This is a genomic window from Dyadobacter sediminis (assembly GCF_005860765.1).
GTDB lineage: Bacteria > Bacteroidota > Bacteroidia > Cytophagales > Spirosomataceae > Dyadobacter > Dyadobacter sediminis.
The window spans coordinates 231,846-250,651 of sequence record NZ_VCEI01000029.1 but is presented as its reverse complement, the minus strand read 5'-3'; the positions used below and the strand labels follow the sequence as shown (position 1 = coordinate 250,651).

Here is an 18,806-nt window from a genome sequence, read left to right as displayed (position 1 = left end):
TTATTCCGCTATTTCAGCACCGTCCAGAATGTAGTTCATCTGGTAAATATCGTCTGCATTCAGCTTTAAAGTTCCGACAAAAGTCAGCCGTTCGTCTGTTTTGAACTTTCTGCCGTCTTTCTTTTTGAAATTTAATGTCATAACTGTTTCCGGGCCGGCACCTCCGCAAAAGAAACAGGCACTGAACGGAAATGCAGACAATACGTATAAATTGGCATCCAGATCTACAGGCAGAATATAACCCGTAATTGCTACCTGCTGGTTTTTCAGTTTCTGAACGCTCGGCCCGAAAGTAGGGTGAAGCATATAAATGGATTCTTCTGCATACCATTTCTTTTTGAAAGTAACATCGCGCAAAGTCTCCCACGTGAGCTTGACCGGATTGCCGGCAGGCACAAAAGCAGAAAGGGAAGTAATACAAAAAAGAAGTAATAGGATCTTTACAGATTTCATCGTGCTTGTATTTGGTCTTTTGATATTTGCTTCACTAACAAATTTACACAGAATATCATTCCTCCGCCAGTGTCCGTGATATATTAAGCTTGTAAATGCCCAGCGAAGGCAATGCAGCCGCAAGCAACCCGATGAACAACGCCGCAAAAAACAAATAAATTTCTTCCGGCAATATACCGAACTGGCGAATGGAATAATGAAAATCCTGTTCGGCAGCACGTGAAAACAGCCATAATCCGATGCGGCTCAATACGATTCCTGCCACAAAACCGATTATGGCCAGCATTAATCCTTCCAGCAGCAGCATCAGAAACAGCTTTGTACGCGTTGCACCCATGGAAAGCATCAGCGCCATTTCATATTTTCTTTCTTTCAGCGAGTTGTAAAGTGAAATAAAAACGCTCGCACCGGCTATCATGATAATGACAAGCGCCAAGGCACGAAGTGTTTCAATGCCGACTCCAAGCAGCGAAAACAAACGGTTTATTTCAATGCTTGGCAATGCGGCCTGCATGGATGTATTTTCATTGATTTGCCGAGGTATGGTCATCAGTCCCATCGGATTCCGGAACTGTACGAGTGCGCTGGTTACTTGTTTGTCTTCATCTTCATGCTCCGGTCCCAGCGTATGTTTTTCCACCTCATGATTTTCTTCCGCATGTTCGTGAATATCCCAGATGCTCGAAAGCCGGGTCAAAATCAACTGATCCACAACGGATCCGTTTGGTTCAAAAACGCCTTTTACAACATATTTCCTGTTTCCATGCACGTCGCCTTCGGAATCCAGTCCGTGTGAGCTGGAAAAGGTATCACCGATTTTCAGGCCTGTATTCCTTGCCACTTTACTGCCGATTGTCACTTCCATGGATGCATTGTAAAGATGTCCCTGCGCAATTTTTGCCTGAAAATGCTCGGTATATTTTGGAGTGGTTCCCACAATCCGGAATCCCTGATAACTGTCGCCCATGGAAAGCGGAATGACGGTTTTGACAAACGGATTCTTTCTTAAACTGTTTACTTCCGACAAAGGTACATTGCCTGTCGGCGCATCGATCTGGTATATGCTCGAAAGAATGAGTTGCAACGGGCTTCCTTTGGCTCCGACGACGAGGTCTATGCCTTTGATGTTCCTGCGAAATTGCTCATCCAGTTGTTTGTTAAGCAATAGCAGCAACGATATCATACCGATTCCGAGGGTCAGAAGCAGTGCACTCAGAAAACTGTTGAGCTTTTTTTCCTTAAGATTGGCTATGCTGATTTTAAGAAGATTCATCGGGAAATTATTTTTTACTGGAACAAGCGAAAGTCAATCCTGCATTTCCGAATGGCTTACAGAAAAACCTGATTGGAAAAAACATCTTTCAGACGCTGATCATGCGTAACGACAACCAGACTTGCGCCGATGGAGGCGGACTGGGTTTTCAGCAGTTCAATGACTCGCTGGCAATTGTTGTCGTCGAGATTGGATGTCGGTTCGTCGGCCAGTATAATGTTCGGATTGTTCATCAGCGCGCGTGCAATGCTTACGCGCTGCTGTTCGCCCTGACTTAGCCTTGAAGGTTTTTTTGACAAATGGTCTGCAAATCCAAGCTGTTCTGCCAGTGCTGTTGCTTTGGCTTTATCCGGCTTTTTATCGCCAAGGTAATTGGATAGCAGAATATTGTCCAGAACCGATAAAGAACTTACAAAATGGGGCCGCTGATATATAATGCCGATGTTTTTTGCCCTGACCTGCGCAAGCTGCGAGCTGGAAAGGTTGTTTGCAGAAGTACCGGCAATCATGATCTCGCCTGAATCCGGTTTCAGCAGCAGGGCAAGCAAATGCAGCAGCGTTGTTTTTCCTTTTCCGGACTGGCCGAGAATCAGCAGCGTTTCGCCGTTCTTGCATTTGATATCTGGAAAATTAAACTTTTTTTGAGCAGAATACGCGAAGCGCAGGTTGGTACCGGTAATCATGGATCGTGCTTTTTCAGTATGCAATGATAATGAAGTTTTATTTTCTTTTTCATCAAAACACGGATATTATGGACCAATCCGGCACAATGCCGCAGGTTGCGGAATTTGTTGCAATCGATAAAGACTAAAAATCCAGACTTCACAAATAAATCAATCGGAAATACGTTGAAATGGTGATATAACCTTAAGAAAACCAACAACTATTCTATTTTTGCAAAAAATTGACCTGAAAATGCGTATAAATTTTGAATTGAGAAGATTGTCCGGGGCGCTGACGTTGATCTTAACTTTTGGGCTGTTGTTGACTAACCGGAACGTTCAGGCGCAGAGCCGCGGCATTTTTGTTCCTTACTCTACGGCAGGCATCGGCATCGGAACATCCAATTACTACGGTGACATGGCACCGTACAGAAGACCGCTTTCCTCCACTTTCAAAATGATGCGATGGAGTATAGGCGGAAATTATACAAGGCATTTTACTCCGCGGATTGCTGCCAGAGCCAGTTTCACATATGCCCGGATCGCCGGTGATGATTACATTATGAACCGTGATTCCAAGCATGATGCCAGCATTTTTTATGCCCGGAACCTGCATTTCCGCAATGATCTTAAAGAATTTTCAGTTCAGGGAATTTATAAATTAATACCCGATAACCGCAGTTATGACAGAAGGCCGCAATTCGGAGCCTATCTTTTTGCAGGTATCGCACTGACCGCGCATAACCCGAAAGCACTGGACACATTGAAAGGAGACTGGGTTAAATTGCAGCCGCTGGGTACCGAGGGACAAGGCAATGAAGGTTATGCAAAACCGTATTCCCTTGTTCAGTTTGCCATTCCTGTCGGAATAGGCGTGCGGTATAAAATAAATTCAAGGTTTGATATTTCAGCGGAATTCGGTTTCAGAAAAACCTTCACAGATTATCTGGACGATACACACGGGAACTATGCCGATCCGGCCTTGTTTGCAGACAATCCGCTTGCACTCAAATTTTCCAACAGAAGTACAGATCCTGTCGCTGTGAGAAAAGGCGCAGACCGTACAGAATCACTTAAAAAATTCCTGCGTGCCAACTATAACATTGACTCCAATGATCCGCTGGCAACTTTGCCTACAACGGGTTTTGCTGCTCCGGGATCGTTCCGCGGAAACAGTCCTACACAAAAGGATAATTATTTGTTCTGCATGATCCATCTTAATTACATGCTGCCTGCTCAGATTAAATGTCCACCGTTAAAATAATGTTCTTGAATTATTCTTTTCATTATCTGAATAACAGATACTTGCTTTCTACACTGGCAGGTATTTGTTTTTTAATGGCAGCTGTCGGTAACGTTCATGCGCAAAAGATTGAGCTTGGCGCTGGAATCGGCGCTTTCAATTACAGAGGTGACATTTCTCCTACATTCAGGTTCCGGTTTTTCCGGCCCGGCGGAAGTTTGTTCTTCAGATACAATCCAACCCAGGCGCTCTCTTTGCGGGCCGAAGCTGCTTTGGGTTTAACGGGAGCTGACGATCAGCATAGCAAAGACCCTTTTCAGCAAGCCAGGAATATGTCGTTTAAAAGCCGGATTCTGGAAGCAAGTGCTGTGGCTGAATACAACTTTCTGAACTTTCAGGATCGGCGATTTGCAGTAAACTGGAGTCCGTACGTATTCGGAGGTATGGGCCTGGCCAAATTCAATGTTACTCCACAAACTGCTTCCTATAAAACAAGTACATTGGTGATGCCTTATGGCGTAGGAATTAAATACCAGATTCGAAAACCCTGGAATATCGGACTGGAATACGGCACAAGGAAAACATTTACAGATTATCTGGACAACCTGGGTGGCCAGCCGGTTAATACGGACAAACTGCAGCAAGGAGACCCGTCGCTGAAAGACAATTATTATTACGTGCGTCTTTCTGTAAGTTATACCTTTTATAAAATCGTCTGTCCGTAACCGGGTATGAAAAGAAATATCCTCCTCGCTTCCTTTCTGGTTGCACTTGTTTTGATTGGTTTTTTCGGATACCGCAAATATACCCGGTCTTTAAGTCCGGAAGCAATTGCTGAAACAACTGAAAACGGCGTTAATATCCGGGTTAAATACAGCAGGCCAAGTAAAAAGGGGAGATTGCTTTTTGGAAGGGAAGAAGATAAGGCGTTATTACCTTATGGAAAAGTCTGGCGGACAGGAGCCAACGAAGCAACCATCATTGAACTGGGCGAAGGATTGTATCTGGGCGGAAAGCCGGTTAAAGCAGGTGCCTATTCGCTGTACTCCGTTCCCGGGCAAAGCAGTTGGAAAATCATACTGAACTCCGAAACGGGACAATGGGGAACAGCCTATAACGACGGCAAAGACGTGCTGAGCGTCGAAGTACCGATCCGCATCAGACCGGAAGTTCAGGAATTATTTAAAATTTATTTTGAAAATATACCCGGAGGCGTAAACATGGTTTTAAGCTGGGATCAGACCGAAGCGCTGGTTCCGTTTACCCGTCAGTAACCATTGCCTTAAGAGCACCTTATGTTCGTTGAAGCCATTGAGAAAGTAGATCAGTTTACACGTCCTGTTCATTTTATACTTCGTTATTATACCGGAAGTGATATTGTGCCCGGAACGGCTACTTTGTTTTTTGTAAATGAAGACGGCTTTGCTGTCACCTGCCGGCATGTAGCCAGACAAATTTTATACTCCAGTTCCATTTACGAGAATTATCAGAAATTCAAGGGCGAGCTGAGAAGGTTTGAAAAGGATCCCGGTTTTGAAACACAACGTTTGTTTCTGGAATCCAAATACAAGATCAATTCAGAGAACCCGATCCGCATTCTGTTTAATTTTATTAAATGTGCTTCCTACAAAGGCCTGACAATTCATTTGCATCCGACGCAGGATCTGGCCATTATTCAGTTTCGGGATTTTAATTCCAGGCAGTATCAGGGTTATGCAAAATTTCTGAAAGATTCGCGGCAAGTGAAGCAAGGCAGATATTTGTGCCGGTTGGGATATCCTTTTCCGGAATTTACAAATTATAAGTACAACAAGAATACAGGCGACATAGAATGGACCAAAGAAGGCCGCGTAAACACACCAAGCTTTCCGATCGACGGGATCATTACCCGGCATATTGGCGAAAGCAATGCTGTCACAGGTATTGAAATGAGTACGCCCGGCTTGCGGGGGCAAAGCGGAGGGCCGCTTTTTGACCGAAAAGGCACTATTTACGGCATGCAAAGCTCAACCCGGCATCTGCATCTTGGATTCGATCAGGTGAACAGAGAAGTAATTACGGACGGCCACCGTAAAAAAGTTTCAAACTATCCTTTCCTGAACGTGGGCCAGTGCGTTCATGTGGACGTGATCAAACAGTTTCTCAGGGAAAAAAACATTACGTTTTTTGAAGCTGACGAAACAGAATGAGCAGGTAGTAAACTGCTGAAACAGCAATCGGTTTCTATAAAATAAGCATGAGTTCTTCCAGCCTGCGAATGTCGTAAGTCGGAGCTTCATCAAACTGCAGTCCGGCTGGGTTATAATAAACCGTATCCATTCCAAACTGCTTAGCGCCCAGAATATCGGCAATCCAGTTATCACCGATCATGATGCTTTCTTCCGGCAAGGCATTGGCAACTTCCAGCGCGTAGGCAAATATTCTGGGATCCGGCTTTTTGGCATTGGCGCTTTCAAAAGTTACAATGTTTTCAAAAAAATGACTGATTTCTGAACTCGCTATTTTCCTTGCCTGAACATCATTGAAGCCATTTGTTATGATGTGCATCCGATAACCGGCGGAGAAAGCATAATTCAGCAAATCCAGTGCGCCTTCGAGCAAATGCTTTTTATCGGGAAGCGTGCGGAGGTACGTTTCGCTTATTTCCGAATGGTTTGGCGGACAAGTAGCGCCGATGTCTTCAAACACCAGCTTGAAACGGTTCTCACGTATATAGGTATGGTGTAATTTTCCGGTGTCAAACGCATTCCATAATTCTGTGTTGATTCTCAGAAATGACCCGATAAATGCGTCCATGGAAGAAATTCCGTACTGTATCAGCATCAGAGAATGAAAAATTTCTTCCAGCGATTCGGAAGAATTTTTTTCGAAATCCCATAGTGTATGATCAAGATCGAAGAAAAGATGTTTGTATCGCATATCTGGAAAAAGTTCAATATTTGTTAATAAAATTCAATTTATGCACCTGATCATTTAACCAAATATATTGTGTAGAAAATGATCCAAATTGTGGACTATATACGTATATTTATTAAATATGTACTATTATTTGTTATAATTGGCCTAGACATGATGGTTTATGATCAATAAATATCCAGAAAGCCAGATTATTGTTAACATCTGTTAATGTAAATTTATTTATAAAAAAAAGAAACATAAACATTTGCAAATTATTTGTCAAATCTATTTCTTTGATATATATAATTCAGAATACAAAAAAGTCACTTCAAATATTTCACTAAACAGAAAGGAGAAACAATATCGAGGAACTGCTCTACGTTAACTAAATCGAATAGTAAAAATGGAGAAAGTCCAAGTTAGCGACAGTGAGTTGGTAACATTGTATATCCACGGCAATGAAAAAGCTTTTGAGAAGCTGGTTCAGCGCCATAAATCAAGAATATACACCACTATTTATCTTATTGTCAAGGATCAGTATGTAGCCGAAGATTTATTGCAGGATACATTTATTAAGGCCGTAGATACGATAAAAGGTGGCAGATATAATGATGAGGGGAAATTCCTTCCGTGGATTATACGTATCGCACACAACCTCGCTATTGATTATTTCAGACGCGATAAACGCTACCCCAATGTAGTATTCGAAGATGGAAGCAGTGTTTTCAATACACTGGATTTTTCGGAGGATTCCGTTGAGTCGGTCCAGATTCGTCAGGAGACGCATGAGCAACTGCGGGAGATGATCCAGCGGTTACCTGATGTGCAAAAGCAAGTACTGATCATGCGCCATTACGAGGACATGAGCTTTCAGGAAATTGCCGATGCAACAGGAGTGAGTATTAATACGGCATTGGGAAGGATGCGTTACGCGTTGATAAACTTGCGTAAGCAATTCAACCAACGTGCCCCACAATATGACAAAAACTTTTACCTACGATGATGTTGTAAGGTATTTATATGCCGAAACAACAGAAAATGAAAATGATCTGATTGTCGAGGCTCTCGCACTTGATGATGATTTGATGAGTTTTTACATCGATTCTCTTGAAATACAGAATCAGATGAACAAAATCGTCCGGATCCCTTCGGATAGGGCTGTTTCAGAAATCATCAGGTACTCTCAACAGTTTTCACTGAAAAGACCTGCAACGCTTTCGTTTTAAAAGGTTGTTAATTGTTATAATTTATTATCAGGATTAATTATTTCTAATCCATTCCGTATTATTTTCCAGAAGAGGATTTTGGTTTTCTTCTGGAAAATATTTTTTTATATGCTTAAAAAAGACCGATTCAAATTTTTTCTGGATTATTTTACCCGGAATTTTCCCGAACCCGAAACCGAATTACATTACAGGAACCCTTACGAACTGCTTGTTGCAGTTATCCTTTCTGCACAATGCACGGACAAGCGGATTAACCTCGTTACGCCTCTTCTGTTCGAACGTTTTCCCGATCCGCAATCCCTGGCAGCCTCCAACGTGGAGGAAGTGTTTACTTATATTAAATCCGTTTCCTATCCGAATAACAAGAGCAAGCATCTGATCGGAATGGCAAGGATGCTTGTGGAACAGTTCAATTCCGATATTCCGGCGACTGTCGAGGAGTTGCAAAAGCTGCCCGGAGTAGGCCGTAAAACGGCCAATGTGGTTGTATCGGTTGTTTATAACCAGCCTGCAATGGCGGTTGACACGCATGTTTTCCGCGTTTCCCGCCGGCTCGGTCTTGTACCGATGACCGCCTCCACGCCACTTGCCGTCGAAATGGGCCTGTTGAAATATCTACCTAAATTTCTGGTGTACAAAGCGCATCACTGGCTTATTCTTCATGGCCGTTACATTTGCATCGCCAGAAGTCCCAAATGTTCAGAGTGCCCGCTTACTTCTTTTTGCAAGTATTTTGAGGATAATGTGAAAACCGGCCTTTTACAATCCTGATTACAACTATTTGGCAGTTGACGGAGTCTATAAGCAATAGTAATCAATCCATTTAATTTAGAAAGTATTAACGAAATGAAGCGTTTTAATTTATCATTGTATTTTTTGCTGGCTGGTATTTTCAGTTTGTCATCCTGTATGGATACTGTAGAAAACAAGGATGACGAAAAAATTACCGAAAACACTGCTGCTATTGAAGCTTATCTGAAAACTGATAGCGCCGGAAGCCAGGCGGTTAAAGATACTTCGGGGCTTTACTATATCAAACGGCTCAGTAACCCTAGCGGACAGCTTGCCAAAAGAGGCGATGCGGCTACGATCAAGTATACGGCCTACTTGCTGGATGGTACCAAGGTTATATCTTCTTCGGATAATAACAAGACGGATTTCACCTTTCCGGTAGAAGGATATCTTTACTGGACAGGAATCGAAAGAGGAATTTTTCTGATGAAAACCGGTGAAAAAGCTACTTTGCTGCTTCCGTATTACCTTGCATCGGGTAACACTGATAAAGTGAATATTCCGGCATATTCTCCAATTCGTTTGGAAATGGAATTCGTTAAAACAAGAACAGAAGTTCAACAAATAGATGATTTTCTTGCTGCAAAACAATTTAAGGTTTCAGAAAGAACAGCTGATAACCTGGTTATCGTAAGATCCAATACCGTCACAGGCGACACAATCGGATCAGGCAAAGCAGTAAACATCAAATATGTTGGCAAGCTGCTGAATGATACCAAGTTTGATGAAGGAACATTTTCTTTTGTAACAGGCACTAACAGTGCTGTTCCCGGATTTGACCGTGCCATTCGCAAGATGCGCAAGACAGAAAAAGCAATTATCATATTTCCTTCAGCTTTGGGCTATGGAAAAAATGGAAATCGCAGTATTTTGCCTTATTCGCCATTGCAGTTTGAAATTGAAGTTTTACCGTAAATAATCTTGTTCGGAAAAGGCCTTATTATTTTGCACTGCCCCCAAAAAGTGTTCAACTTTTTGGGGGCTTTTTTATGTTTTCAAAAAACGGATCGGATATGATCTGTAATACGCAACAATTCGTCTTCCGATAAACCGGAGCCTGACGGCAGGCATAATCCTCGCATGAACAGGTTTTCTGCTACGTTTCCTCCAAAATACGAAGCTTGCCTGAACAAAGGCTGTAAATGCATCGGCTTCCATAACGGACGCGTTTCTATATTGTTCTGTGTTAAAATTTTGCTTACATGTTCCGGTCTGACCGAAGAAACTTCCGGGTCGAAAAGAATAACCGTAAGCCATCGATTGGAAAAAGAGCCATTTGGTTCTTCCTGAAAAGTTACTCCGGGAAGTTGCGCCAGATTTTTTTTGTAAAAATCAAAATTCGAACGGCGCTTTTGAATCCGGTCCGGTAAAACTTTCATCTGACCTCTTCCAATTCCTGCCAGAACATTACTTAAACGATAATTATAGCCGATTTCCGAATGCTCGTAATGCGGTGCATCGTCTTTCGCCTGTGAAGCAAGAAAGCCGGCTTTTGTCAAATATTCCTGGCATTGGCAAAGCAGCGCACCGCCGCCGGATGTTGTAATGATTTTATTGCCATTGAAAGATAATATACCCAGAGATCCGAATGTTCCCAGCTTTTGATTGAAATAAGCAGAGCCCAATGCTTCTGCTGCATCTTCAATCAAGGCAATATCATATTTTTCACAAATCAGAATAATTTCTTTCAAAAATCCCGGCATTCCGTACAGATGAACAAGAATTACTGCTTTGGGCTTTTTACCGGAATGCAAGTAATGCTTTATGGCTGTTTCGAGTGCATCGGGACACATATTCCAGGTTACCGGCTCACTGTCGATGAATACAGGAATTGCGCCCAGATATAAAATCGGATTGGCACTTGCCGCAAATGTAAGCGACTGGCAAAGTACAATGTCATCCTTCTGAACGCCTGCTACAATCAATGCAAGGTGAATTGCAGCCGTACCGGACGAAAGTGCCAAAGCATATCGGCTACCGGTAAATCTGCAAATGTCCTGTTCCAATGCATTCACATTTGATCCGAGAGGTGCAATCCAGTTAGAGTCAAATGCTTCCTGTACATACGCCATTTCTTCTCCGCTCATATGCGGAGAAGAAAGATATATTCTGGGTTTCATCATGCATTTAGCCGGATTACTCTACTCGAATTACCGCGAACAACGGCGCTATCGGGAATATTTACGGTAACAATGCTGCCTGCACCGATTATACAGTTTTTCCCGATTACAAGATTTGGTGCAATACAGCTTCCCGCTCCAATGAGTGAACTTTCGCCAATGCATACCTTCCCGCACAGTACGGCACCCGGAGCAATGTGAACGTAATCCGCAATTTCACAATCATGGTCAATTGTGGCGCCGGTATTTACAATTACATGGTTCCCGATTCGTGAATTGGCCTGAATGATACTGCCATGCACGATTACAGTTCCTGTTCCGATCGTAACGGTTTTGTCAATCAAAGCGGAAGGATGGATCAAGCTGACAAAGCAATGGGTAATCTGACCGGAAATCCGACGGCGGATCCTGTTATTTCCAATGGCTATGACAATGGGTTCATTTACAAATAACTCGGTGTTGTAACTTCCTGTAACCGGAGTGCCTGCAACTGCAATCTTTTGTAAATCATCATCAAACAAAGCTTTTATTATTTTGCCGCAATCCCTGGCGATTCCGGCAACAACTCCGGCATGTCCGCCGGCTCCGTACAGAAGCATTTTTATATCAGTTAAATAGTGTGTAATAATTGTAATTTTTGATCAGTTGCTGAATTTATCTATGTGTGATCCGCATCTGAAATTGATTCCTTCTTTCCTGAACACACGGGAAATTGTCAGGAAGATGATTTTCATATCAAGCCGGAATGACCTGTTTTTGACATACCAGAGATCGTACTCAAACTTTTGCTCCCATGCTAAATGATTTCTTCCCTTTACTTGTGCCCAGCCCGTTATTCCCGGGAGAACAGCATGCCGCCTGCGCTGGTCTTCACTGTAAAGTTCAAGATACTCTGTCAGCAAAGGCCTCGGCCCGACAATGCTCATCTCGCCGCGGATTACATTCCAGAGCTGAGGAATTTCGTCAAGCGATGTTCTTCTGAGAAAATTTCCTGTAACTGAAACATCGCCTGCAAGCTGCATTCCAATTTTTCCCGTATTATTAATCGTACGAAATTTGATAATGGTAAAAATCTTTTCATTCAGTCCGGGTCGTTGCTGAAAAAAGAATGGCTTTCCTTTATGGACAAACGAAAGCAGAAGAACGAGCAAAATAAAAAGCGGCAGCAGGAGGATTAGTCCGGCTGCCGCAATGAAAATGTCAAAAATTCTTTTTCCTGATCTGATATACATTCATTTTCCGCCTAGAATAGTTCCGGATAGTTACTCGGATCGGCTTCGTGCATAATCTGGTACGCAGTTTCAATAATATCGTCCATATTGGGCTTCGTAAAATAATCACCGTCAGATCCGTATGGCGTACGGTGATCCTTTGCAGAGATCGTAACCGGAGCTGAATCCAGCCAGCGGTATGCATTTTGCTTTTCCAGAACCTGCTGCATCATATAACCGGATGCGCTTCCGGGATGGTCTTCATCGGCAAAGATTACTCTGTTCGTTTTTTTTATGGACTCAACAATGCTGCTGTGAATATCGAACGGTAAAAGTGTCTGCACATCAATTACCTCCGCCTCAATTCCCAGATCGTGCAGCTGAGCAGCCGCCTCCATTACTATACGGCACATGGAGCCATAAGTCACAATGGTAATGTCTTTTCCTTCACGAATTATTTCGGGAATACCCAGCGGAACGCATATTTCACCGATGTTGTCCGGAAGTATTTCTTTCTGGCGGTAGGAATTCAGCGGTTCTATGATCAGTGCAGGATCATCGCCTTGCATCAATGTATTGTAAAAACCTGCGGCTTGTGTAAAATTCCTTGGAACTGCAACATGCATTCCGCGCAGGCTGCCCAGCATGGCACCCATTGGCGAACCCGAATGCCATATTCCTTCCAGCCTGTGACCGCGGGTACGTACAATCAGTGGTGCTTTCTGGCCGCCGGCAGTACGGTAACGCAAGGATGCAAGATCGTCCGTCAGCGTAGCCAGTGCGTAATAGATATAATCAAAATACTGAATTTCAACAATGGGCCGCAATCCGCGCATAGCCAGTCCGATGCCCTGGCCGACAATGGTGGTTTCACGAATTCCCGTATCTGTAATTCGGAGTTCGCCATACTTTTCCTGCAAGCCTGCAAAACCCTGATTTACATCGCCGATCATGCCAATATCTTCGCCCAGTGCAATGACTCTTGGATCTTTTTCAAAAAGTGCATTAAAGTAGGACCTTATGATTTCACGTCCGTCAACAGTCCGGCTGTTATCTGAAAATACAGGTTTTACTGCCTGTACGTGCATCGGAGATTCGGTTGTTTCACTATAAAGATGCGTGTTAAACCGCTCTTTATTTTCCAGGAGATTTTTGCGTAAAAGCTGCTGGAGAGAATTTTTGTGAGGGTTCTCGTTTTTACCGATAATCCGTAATGCTTTACGGATGCTGGAAACAAAATCCCGGCGTAAAGGCAAATAGGTTTTTGATAACTCAAGGGTCACATTGCTAAGTTCGTTGCCATGCCTGCTTTCCTGACCTGCTTCCTGAAGTAACTGAATGGTTTCCAGATATTCTTTGTCCAGTTCTTTTCTGTAAGCCTGCCAGGCTTGGTTCCGTGCCTGCGTTGCATATTCCTTGGCTTCTGCTTCTATCTGTTCCAGCTCTTCGTCTGTGGCATAACCGTTTTTCAGGATCCAGTCTCTGAATCTCAGATTGCAGTCACGTTCATTTTCCCACTTAAGACGTTGTTTGGACTTATACCTTTCATGCGATCCGGAAGTGGAATGTCCTTGCGGCTGTGTCAGCTCGGTTACATGCACCAAAACGGGCACCTGTTCTTCGCGGCAGATTTTTGCTGCCTTTTGATACGTTTCAATGAGCGCAGGATAATCCCATCCGGCAACAGTCATGATTTCCATTCCGAGTTCATCTTCATTTCGCTGAAGACCGGCCATGGCTTTTGAAATACTTCCTTTGGTAGTCTGATATTCAACCGGGACCGAAATCCCGTACCCGTCATCCCAAATGGAAGTCAGCAGCGGAATCTGGAGAACGCCTGCGGCATTCATGCCTTCCCAGAACATGCCCTGAGAAGTAGATGCGTCGCCTATTGTGGCAAAAACGATTTCATTTCCGTGATGCGAGAAATGGGAAAGGTATGAAAGATCTTTATTGTTCCGGTAAAGTTTTGAAGCATATGCCAGTCCGATGGAACGTGGAATCTGCCCGGCAGTAGAGGAAATATCGCATACGGAATTGAAAAGCTTGGTCTGGTCCAGCCACTGGCCGTTTTCATCCAGCCAGCGTGTGGAAAAGTGCCCGTTCATGGATCTTCCGCCTGTGCTCGGCTCGTGCGCCAGATCCGCATGTGCGTACATCTGGGCAAAAAACTGCTGCCATGACAAATTGCCCAAAGCTGCTTCTATCGTCTGGTCCCTGTAATATCCTGATCTGAAATCTCCTGGTTTAAAAGCTTTTGCAAGAGCAATCTGTGCTAATTCCTTGCCATCACCGAAAATGCCAAATTTGGAACGGCCTCCCATTGTATCCTTTCTCCCCAGCAAACTTACCTGACGACTCTCGCAAGCGAGGCGGTAATCGTTTGTAATATTTTCTTTTGTTAAAACATTGGAACCGGTCAAACTATCATTTTGAGGCATAAGCAAAAGTTTCGGGTTTGAATCCGTTAGTTAAATTACTGTTTTTTGAACGCAAGCCAAAATTATACAGGAAAATAATAATCCTTCTATTAATACGTATAACTTATAGCTGCATTGTTAATATTGGTTAATGATTATTAAATTCAAACTTTATCCATTAATCTTGTTTGCTAAATATTTTTCACCACTAAATTTATAGTTACAACTATGAAAGTATTCTTTTCAGCATTGGTCTTAATGATCGGTTTGACAACCGTCAGTTTTGCCCAGAAAGGCGTTTTGAAGTTCAAGGAAGAAACGCACAAGTTTGGTAAAGTTCCCCAAGGCACTCCTGTAACACACGAATTTACTTTTACAAATACCGGAACGGATCCTGTTGTTCTTTCGAACGTGACCGTTTCATGCGGATGTACAACGCCGGTATGGTCCAAAGATCCTGTACTTCCAGGCAAAACCGGTTCGGTTAAAGCTACTTTCAATGCAGCAGCAGCAGGTCCTTTCAACAAGCCTGTGACTGTTTTCAGCAACACTGAAGGCGGCTCAATCACTTTATATCTCAACGGTGAAGTAGTACCGAAAACAGCAGCAGCAAAGTCTTCCAAATAATTCAGGAAACTGAAATTATACCAGAAAATGGCTGTCCGATCGGGCAGCCATTTTTTCTTGTATGTATGTCAGGTTAATAAGCCGAACGGTCGTAGAAAGAGCGGCGGCGCGTTACTTTGAGATCCTGCAGAATGCTGGATTTTACTTTCAGTGTGAAGTTGTAATTGCTTACACGGGAAGCACTTCCTGCAAATGGTGTCCAGCTGAAACTCATATCCCAGCAATGCAGGTCGCGGTAAAGGGTCAGGGAAGTGATCGTTGGCTGAAATGCCGTAAAGTCAAATCCGGTATTTACACTTATTTTAAAGTTTTTTGACAAACTAAGGTCGCCCGTTACCTGAACGGCCTGGATCAGCGATGCCTTGGAAAGCCCCGGTTTTGTCAGGCCGAAGTTATAGTTCAGTGATACGTTCCACGGGATATTGAAATCAACATACAATTCCGGGTTCTGGGCAATAAATTCCTTTTGTGCTTCTTTGGCAGGATCGGCTGAGGTGTTCGGCGTTGTTTTTGTTTTATCCGTTGAGCCTTTTGGTGAAAAGCTTGTTCCCAGCGTAAAACCGAGATTCTGCAGATTGGCCAAGCCCTGACCTTGCGTAATGGCGTATTTATTGACCTTGTAACCAATCTGGTTTGTCAAAACCCGTGGGTTGGCTTCATAAGCGTAAGGGTCCAGGTTCATATTGAAGTTCAGGTTCAGGTTCTTGCCGATTCTTGCATTCGCATTAACTGTGATATTGGAAAGGTTAAGCGAATCTGCCAGTAAATTGTAACTTCCGCCCAGACTCAGGTTATCCAGTAAAGATACTTTTTCAAACTGGTTTGCAGCCGTATCGCTTTTGGTCTTCAGTTTCATTTCAAAAGAGTTGTTCAGACTGAATGAAACGACGCTGGAAGCACGGCCGTTGCTTACGCTGGTACCAACCCCGCGGAAACGCGATAACGATAATTCTTTGTCAACGCCTGCCCGGTCTTTGATATTGATTTTTTCATAAAAGCCGAATGCATCTCCGGTAAAATCAGGCGTATAAGTAAAAGACAAGGAAGGAATAACCGTATGCCGGATGGCTTCAAGCCGCTTGCCTCTTACAAAGAAAGTTCCATAAAAACGCGTATTCATTCCCGCTCCGAAGTTGTAGGAATATTCCGTTCCCACTTGCTTCAAAGTATCAATATTTACCTTGTTTTCAACGACTGTATACTTGTACTGTTTTGTGAAAACCTCGCCCTGAAGCGACAAACTTGGCGTTATATTGATAAACCGAAGCACCTTGAAATTCGGCAATGAAATGGGCAGACTGTACCGGCCGGTAAACTGTGCATCTTTCAGCATGTCCGGCAAATTGTTCAAATTGAATGGTACTACTTTTGTTGTATTCAGCCGGGTTGTATCAATGAATTCCGTATTTGTCAGGGCAAAACCCAGGCTGCTGTACGACGTATCAATGGGTGTCAGCGAGTTTGTAAGCATGTAGTTACCGCTGAAATCCAGTCCAAGCCGGAAGCTTTCGTACCAGCGCCCGCTTCCTCCTTTGATGGCGAATGGTGCAATCTGGTTTACACCAAAGTTAAAATCTGTTGAAATATTCGTTTTTCCGCCTTCTCGTCTGTTTAAAGTTTCATTCCTTTGACCGAAGTTCTGGTTTACCCGTAAACTTGCCGCTGCACGCATATACTGACCAAAAGTTCGGTTATACTGAACGGAAGAACTGGCAACGTTGGAAATATACTTTTGTGTATCAAATTCCTGAAGTTGGTTATAACTGTTGCTCGTTACATTAACGTTGGCCGAAAAAGTGGAATTTCCTCGTGGCCGCGGCGCATGTGACCATACAATGCTGAAATCATTGGTCGTTCCGCGCCCCAGATCTCTTTGTATTTCGTCACTGGATTTATTCTTGTTAAACCGCAGCGCAAAATTACCGTTATACTGATAACGCCTTGAATACGTGGAAGCCAGGCCCAATCCCCAGCTGCCTGTGGAATAAATCTGACCGGTTACCGTCGCGTTGACGTATTCACTGATTGCAAAGTAATACCCGCCTTCACGCAGGTAAAAACCGCGTCCGTTTGGTTCCTCTCCGTAAGTAGGGAAAATAATGCCCGAAGTTCCGCTTTCCTTTTTCTTTGGAAAAGGGAAAAATCCGAAGGGCAGGGCAATAGGCAGCGGAACGTCACTGATAACCAGATTGAACGGACCTGAAATAACCTGTTTTTTATTAACCATTTTAATCTTCGGCGCATTGATGTAATAATGCGGATGCGTAAGATTACAGGTTGTGTACATGGAATGCCGGATATAAAAATTTCCGACATCATCTTTTTTTACTTTTTCACCCCGGATATTGCCGTCGCCTTCCTGCGTTACAATTCCCTGGATCAATGCCTTTTTGGACTTGAAATTATACCGGATTTCTTTGGTATTATACGTTTCGGCTCCATCCTGGAAAATCGGGTCTCCGGCTATTTTTTTAGCTGTGGAATCATACATTCCGACGGCATAAACTTCATTGGTAATCCAGTTGAGGCGGATGTAACTTGCTTTGAGATTGATTGTTCCGTAATTAACTTCTGCATTGCCGTACAAATGCACCTGTTTCAGGACCGCATCCATAATCGTGGAATCCTCAGCTGTGTATTCAACGGTATTCTGAAGATCATCCGGATTGGACAGGGTATCTGTAGCAGTAGAATCAGCAGTTGCTAATGAATTGTTTGTCAGGGAAGTATCGCTTTTTGCAGCTATTCCGTTGACGGACGTGCCGCGTTTACCGGTGCCTGTGGTGTCAGTACCGGATTGCTGCTTTGCAATAAGAAGAGAATCCGCCTTCTGTTGGGCAGTTTTGGTAACTGATTGACTGCCTGCATTTTTTCCGGTTCTCTTGGTGCGCTGCTGTACACAAGCTACTGTACAGAACAGCATAAACGCTGCCACTACTGACGATATAATAATCGCCTTTCTTTTCAGTTCTAACAAATAGCGTATTTTTGCATAAAGAATTTCAAAATTAGCAGAGAAACCTCTAACGAGTAACGCCCTAATTAAAAAATAATGTTAAAAGTTCTTAAATTAGTAGTTCTGGCAAGTTTTCTGCTGACGAGCCTTGCCTTTGTATTCCGGAATGAGCCTGCTTCTTCAAAATCCGTCGTTCCTGCAAAACCCGGTAAAGTGAATACAGTCGTAATTGATGCCGGCCATGGCGGTAAAGATCCGGGTACACGCGGTCGGAAAATCAGGGAAAAAGACGTTGCGCTTGCGGTTGCGCTGGAACTTGGCCGGCAAATCAAACAGGAAACGCCTGACGTAAAAGTACTTTACACAAGATCTACGGACGTATTTATTGAACTTGGCGAGCGTTCCGCCTTTGCAAACCGTAACAATGCCGATCTTTTTATTTCCATCCATTGTAACGCAACGCTAAAGTCACGGTCGGTACGGGGCACTGAAACCTTTGTGATGGGTTTGCACAAAACCGAAGGCAACCTGGAAGTTGCGAGGCGGGAAAACTCGGTTATTCTTCAGGAAACCAATTATAAACAGAAATACAAAGGCTTTGACCCCAATTCACCGCTTGCGCACATTATGCTCGCCAATTATCAGAGTGCATTCATTTCAAGCAGTTTACGCTTTGCCGATCATGTTGAAAGAAAGTTCCAGTCCGTCTCCGGACGTGACAGCAGAGGAGTAAAGCAGGCAGGGTTTCTTGTTTTGTGGCGATGCGCCATGCCGAGCGTGCTGATCGAAACAGGTTTTTTGTCAACACCCGATGAAGAAGATTATCTGAGCTCCGATGACGGGCAGGAAGAGGTTGCCGCTTCCATTCATCAGGCATTTATGTTGTATAAAAAAGAAATGGACCGATAAATAAAGCTTGTAACCG

Annotated in this window: 19 protein-coding genes; 10 read left to right on the top strand and 9 right to left on the bottom strand. The window is 43.5% G+C overall.

Going from position 1 to position 18,806, the window contains the following annotated elements:
- The 3 genes from FEM55_RS20545 to FEM55_RS20535 are packed head-to-tail and all read right to left on the bottom strand — an operon-like array spanning position 1 to position 2,409.
- On the bottom strand, positions 1–453 hold the full coding sequence (locus tag FEM55_RS20545) for a YEATS domain-containing protein (RefSeq protein WP_138283272.1): 453 nt from the start codon (positions 451–453) through the stop codon (positions 1–3).
- A 55-nt stretch (positions 454–508) separates the two neighbouring features.
- On the bottom strand, positions 509–1,726 hold the full coding sequence (locus tag FEM55_RS20540) for an ABC transporter permease (RefSeq protein ID WP_138283271.1): 1,218 nt from the start codon (positions 1,724–1,726) through the stop codon (positions 509–511).
- Between the two features lie 56 nt (positions 1,727–1,782).
- Positions 1,783–2,409 (bottom strand): ABC transporter ATP-binding protein, encoded by a 627-nt coding sequence (locus FEM55_RS20535; RefSeq protein ID WP_138283432.1) that lies wholly within the window; start codon positions 2,407–2,409, stop codon positions 1,783–1,785.
- A 232-nt stretch (positions 2,410–2,641) separates the two neighbouring features.
- Here FEM55_RS20535 and FEM55_RS20530 point away from each other — a divergent pair, with 232 nt between their 5' ends.
- From FEM55_RS20530 to FEM55_RS20515, 4 genes are read left to right on the top strand one after another with little or no spacing between them, the layout of a single operon-like run.
- Positions 2,642–3,652, top strand: a complete 1,011-nt coding sequence (locus tag FEM55_RS20530; RefSeq protein ID WP_229209355.1) for a DUF6089 family protein — start codon at positions 2,642–2,644, stop codon at positions 3,650–3,652.
- Positions 3,652–4,356 (top strand): type IX secretion system protein PorG, encoded by a 705-nt coding sequence (porG, locus tag FEM55_RS20525; protein ID WP_171036618.1) that lies wholly within the window; start codon positions 3,652–3,654, stop codon positions 4,354–4,356. The genes FEM55_RS20530 and porG overlap by 1 nt, the downstream gene beginning before the upstream one ends.
- Positions 4,357–4,362: 6 nt before the next feature.
- The gene (locus FEM55_RS20520) at positions 4,363–4,905 is read left to right on the top strand and encodes a DUF2911 domain-containing protein (RefSeq protein ID WP_138283269.1); all 543 of its coding nucleotides are present in this window, start codon (positions 4,363–4,365) and stop codon (positions 4,903–4,905) included.
- Positions 4,906–4,926: 21 nt separating this feature from the next.
- On the top strand, positions 4,927–5,820 hold the full coding sequence (locus FEM55_RS20515; protein WP_138283268.1) for a trypsin-like peptidase domain-containing protein: 894 nt from the start codon (positions 4,927–4,929) through the stop codon (positions 5,818–5,820).
- Between the two features lie 34 nt (positions 5,821–5,854).
- On the opposite strand, the gene FEM55_RS20510 is transcribed toward FEM55_RS20515, so the two are convergent.
- Positions 5,855–6,550 (bottom strand): YjjG family noncanonical pyrimidine nucleotidase, encoded by a 696-nt coding sequence (locus FEM55_RS20510; protein WP_138283267.1) that lies wholly within the window; start codon positions 6,548–6,550, stop codon positions 5,855–5,857.
- A gap of 382 nt (positions 6,551–6,932) precedes the next feature.
- Between FEM55_RS20510 and FEM55_RS20505 the strand changes: the two genes are divergently transcribed.
- The 4 genes from FEM55_RS20505 (at position 6,933) to FEM55_RS20490 (ending at position 9,462) form a co-directional block, all read left to right on the top strand.
- A complete protein-coding gene (locus tag FEM55_RS20505; protein WP_138283266.1) occupies positions 6,933–7,532 on the top strand; it encodes an RNA polymerase sigma factor in 600 nt (199 codons plus the stop codon).
- Positions 7,507–7,755, top strand: a complete 249-nt coding sequence (locus FEM55_RS20500) for a hypothetical protein (protein ID WP_138283265.1) — start codon at positions 7,507–7,509, stop codon at positions 7,753–7,755. The genes FEM55_RS20505 and FEM55_RS20500 overlap by 26 nt, the downstream gene beginning before the upstream one ends.
- Before the next feature lie 108 nt (positions 7,756–7,863).
- Positions 7,864–8,526, top strand: coding sequence for an endonuclease III (gene nth / locus FEM55_RS20495; protein ID WP_138283264.1), 663 nt, complete (start codon positions 7,864–7,866; stop codon positions 8,524–8,526).
- Positions 8,527–8,664: 138 nt separating this feature from the next.
- Positions 8,665–9,462, top strand: coding sequence for an FKBP-type peptidyl-prolyl cis-trans isomerase (locus tag FEM55_RS20490; protein ID WP_229209354.1), 798 nt, complete (start codon positions 8,665–8,667; stop codon positions 9,460–9,462).
- 80 nt (positions 9,463–9,542) lie between these two features.
- On the opposite strand, the gene FEM55_RS20485 is transcribed toward FEM55_RS20490, so the two are convergent.
- Genes FEM55_RS20485 through FEM55_RS20470 form a run of 4 tightly spaced genes read right to left on the bottom strand, consistent with a single transcriptional unit; the run spans position 9,543 to position 14,319 of the window.
- Complete coding sequence (locus FEM55_RS20485; RefSeq protein ID WP_308420235.1) at positions 9,543–10,670, bottom strand: DegT/DnrJ/EryC1/StrS family aminotransferase; 1,128 nt, start codon at positions 10,668–10,670, stop codon at positions 9,543–9,545.
- Complete coding sequence (locus FEM55_RS20480) at positions 10,667–11,266, bottom strand: acetyltransferase (RefSeq protein WP_138283262.1); 600 nt, start codon at positions 11,264–11,266, stop codon at positions 10,667–10,669. The genes FEM55_RS20485 and FEM55_RS20480 overlap by 4 nt, the downstream gene beginning before the upstream one ends.
- Positions 11,267–11,308: 42 nt before the next feature.
- Positions 11,309–11,899 (bottom strand): sugar transferase, encoded by a 591-nt coding sequence (locus FEM55_RS20475; protein WP_138283261.1) that lies wholly within the window; start codon positions 11,897–11,899, stop codon positions 11,309–11,311.
- Positions 11,900–11,910: 11 nt separating this feature from the next.
- Positions 11,911–14,319, bottom strand: coding sequence for an alpha-ketoacid dehydrogenase subunit alpha/beta (locus FEM55_RS20470; RefSeq protein ID WP_138283260.1), 2,409 nt, complete (start codon positions 14,317–14,319; stop codon positions 11,911–11,913).
- Positions 14,320–14,526: 207 nt separating this feature from the next.
- Between FEM55_RS20470 and FEM55_RS20465 the strand changes: the two genes are divergently transcribed.
- Positions 14,527–14,925, top strand: a complete 399-nt coding sequence (locus FEM55_RS20465; protein ID WP_138283259.1) for a DUF1573 domain-containing protein — start codon at positions 14,527–14,529, stop codon at positions 14,923–14,925.
- 73 nt (positions 14,926–14,998) lie between these two features.
- Here FEM55_RS20465 and FEM55_RS20460 read toward each other — a convergent pair whose 3' ends face one another.
- Positions 14,999–17,902 carry a putative LPS assembly protein LptD gene (locus tag FEM55_RS20460; RefSeq protein ID WP_138283258.1) on the bottom strand — a complete coding sequence of 968 codons (2,904 nt, stop codon included), beginning with the start codon at positions 17,900–17,902 and terminating at the stop codon, positions 14,999–15,001.
- Positions 17,903–17,977: 75 nt separating this feature from the next.
- Between FEM55_RS20460 and FEM55_RS20455 the strand changes: the two genes are divergently transcribed.
- Positions 17,978–18,790: an N-acetylmuramoyl-L-alanine amidase family protein gene (locus FEM55_RS20455; protein WP_138283257.1), complete on the top strand. Its 813-nt coding sequence runs from the start codon at positions 17,978–17,980 to the stop codon at positions 18,788–18,790.
- The last annotated feature ends 16 nt before the right edge of the window (positions 18,791–18,806 follow it).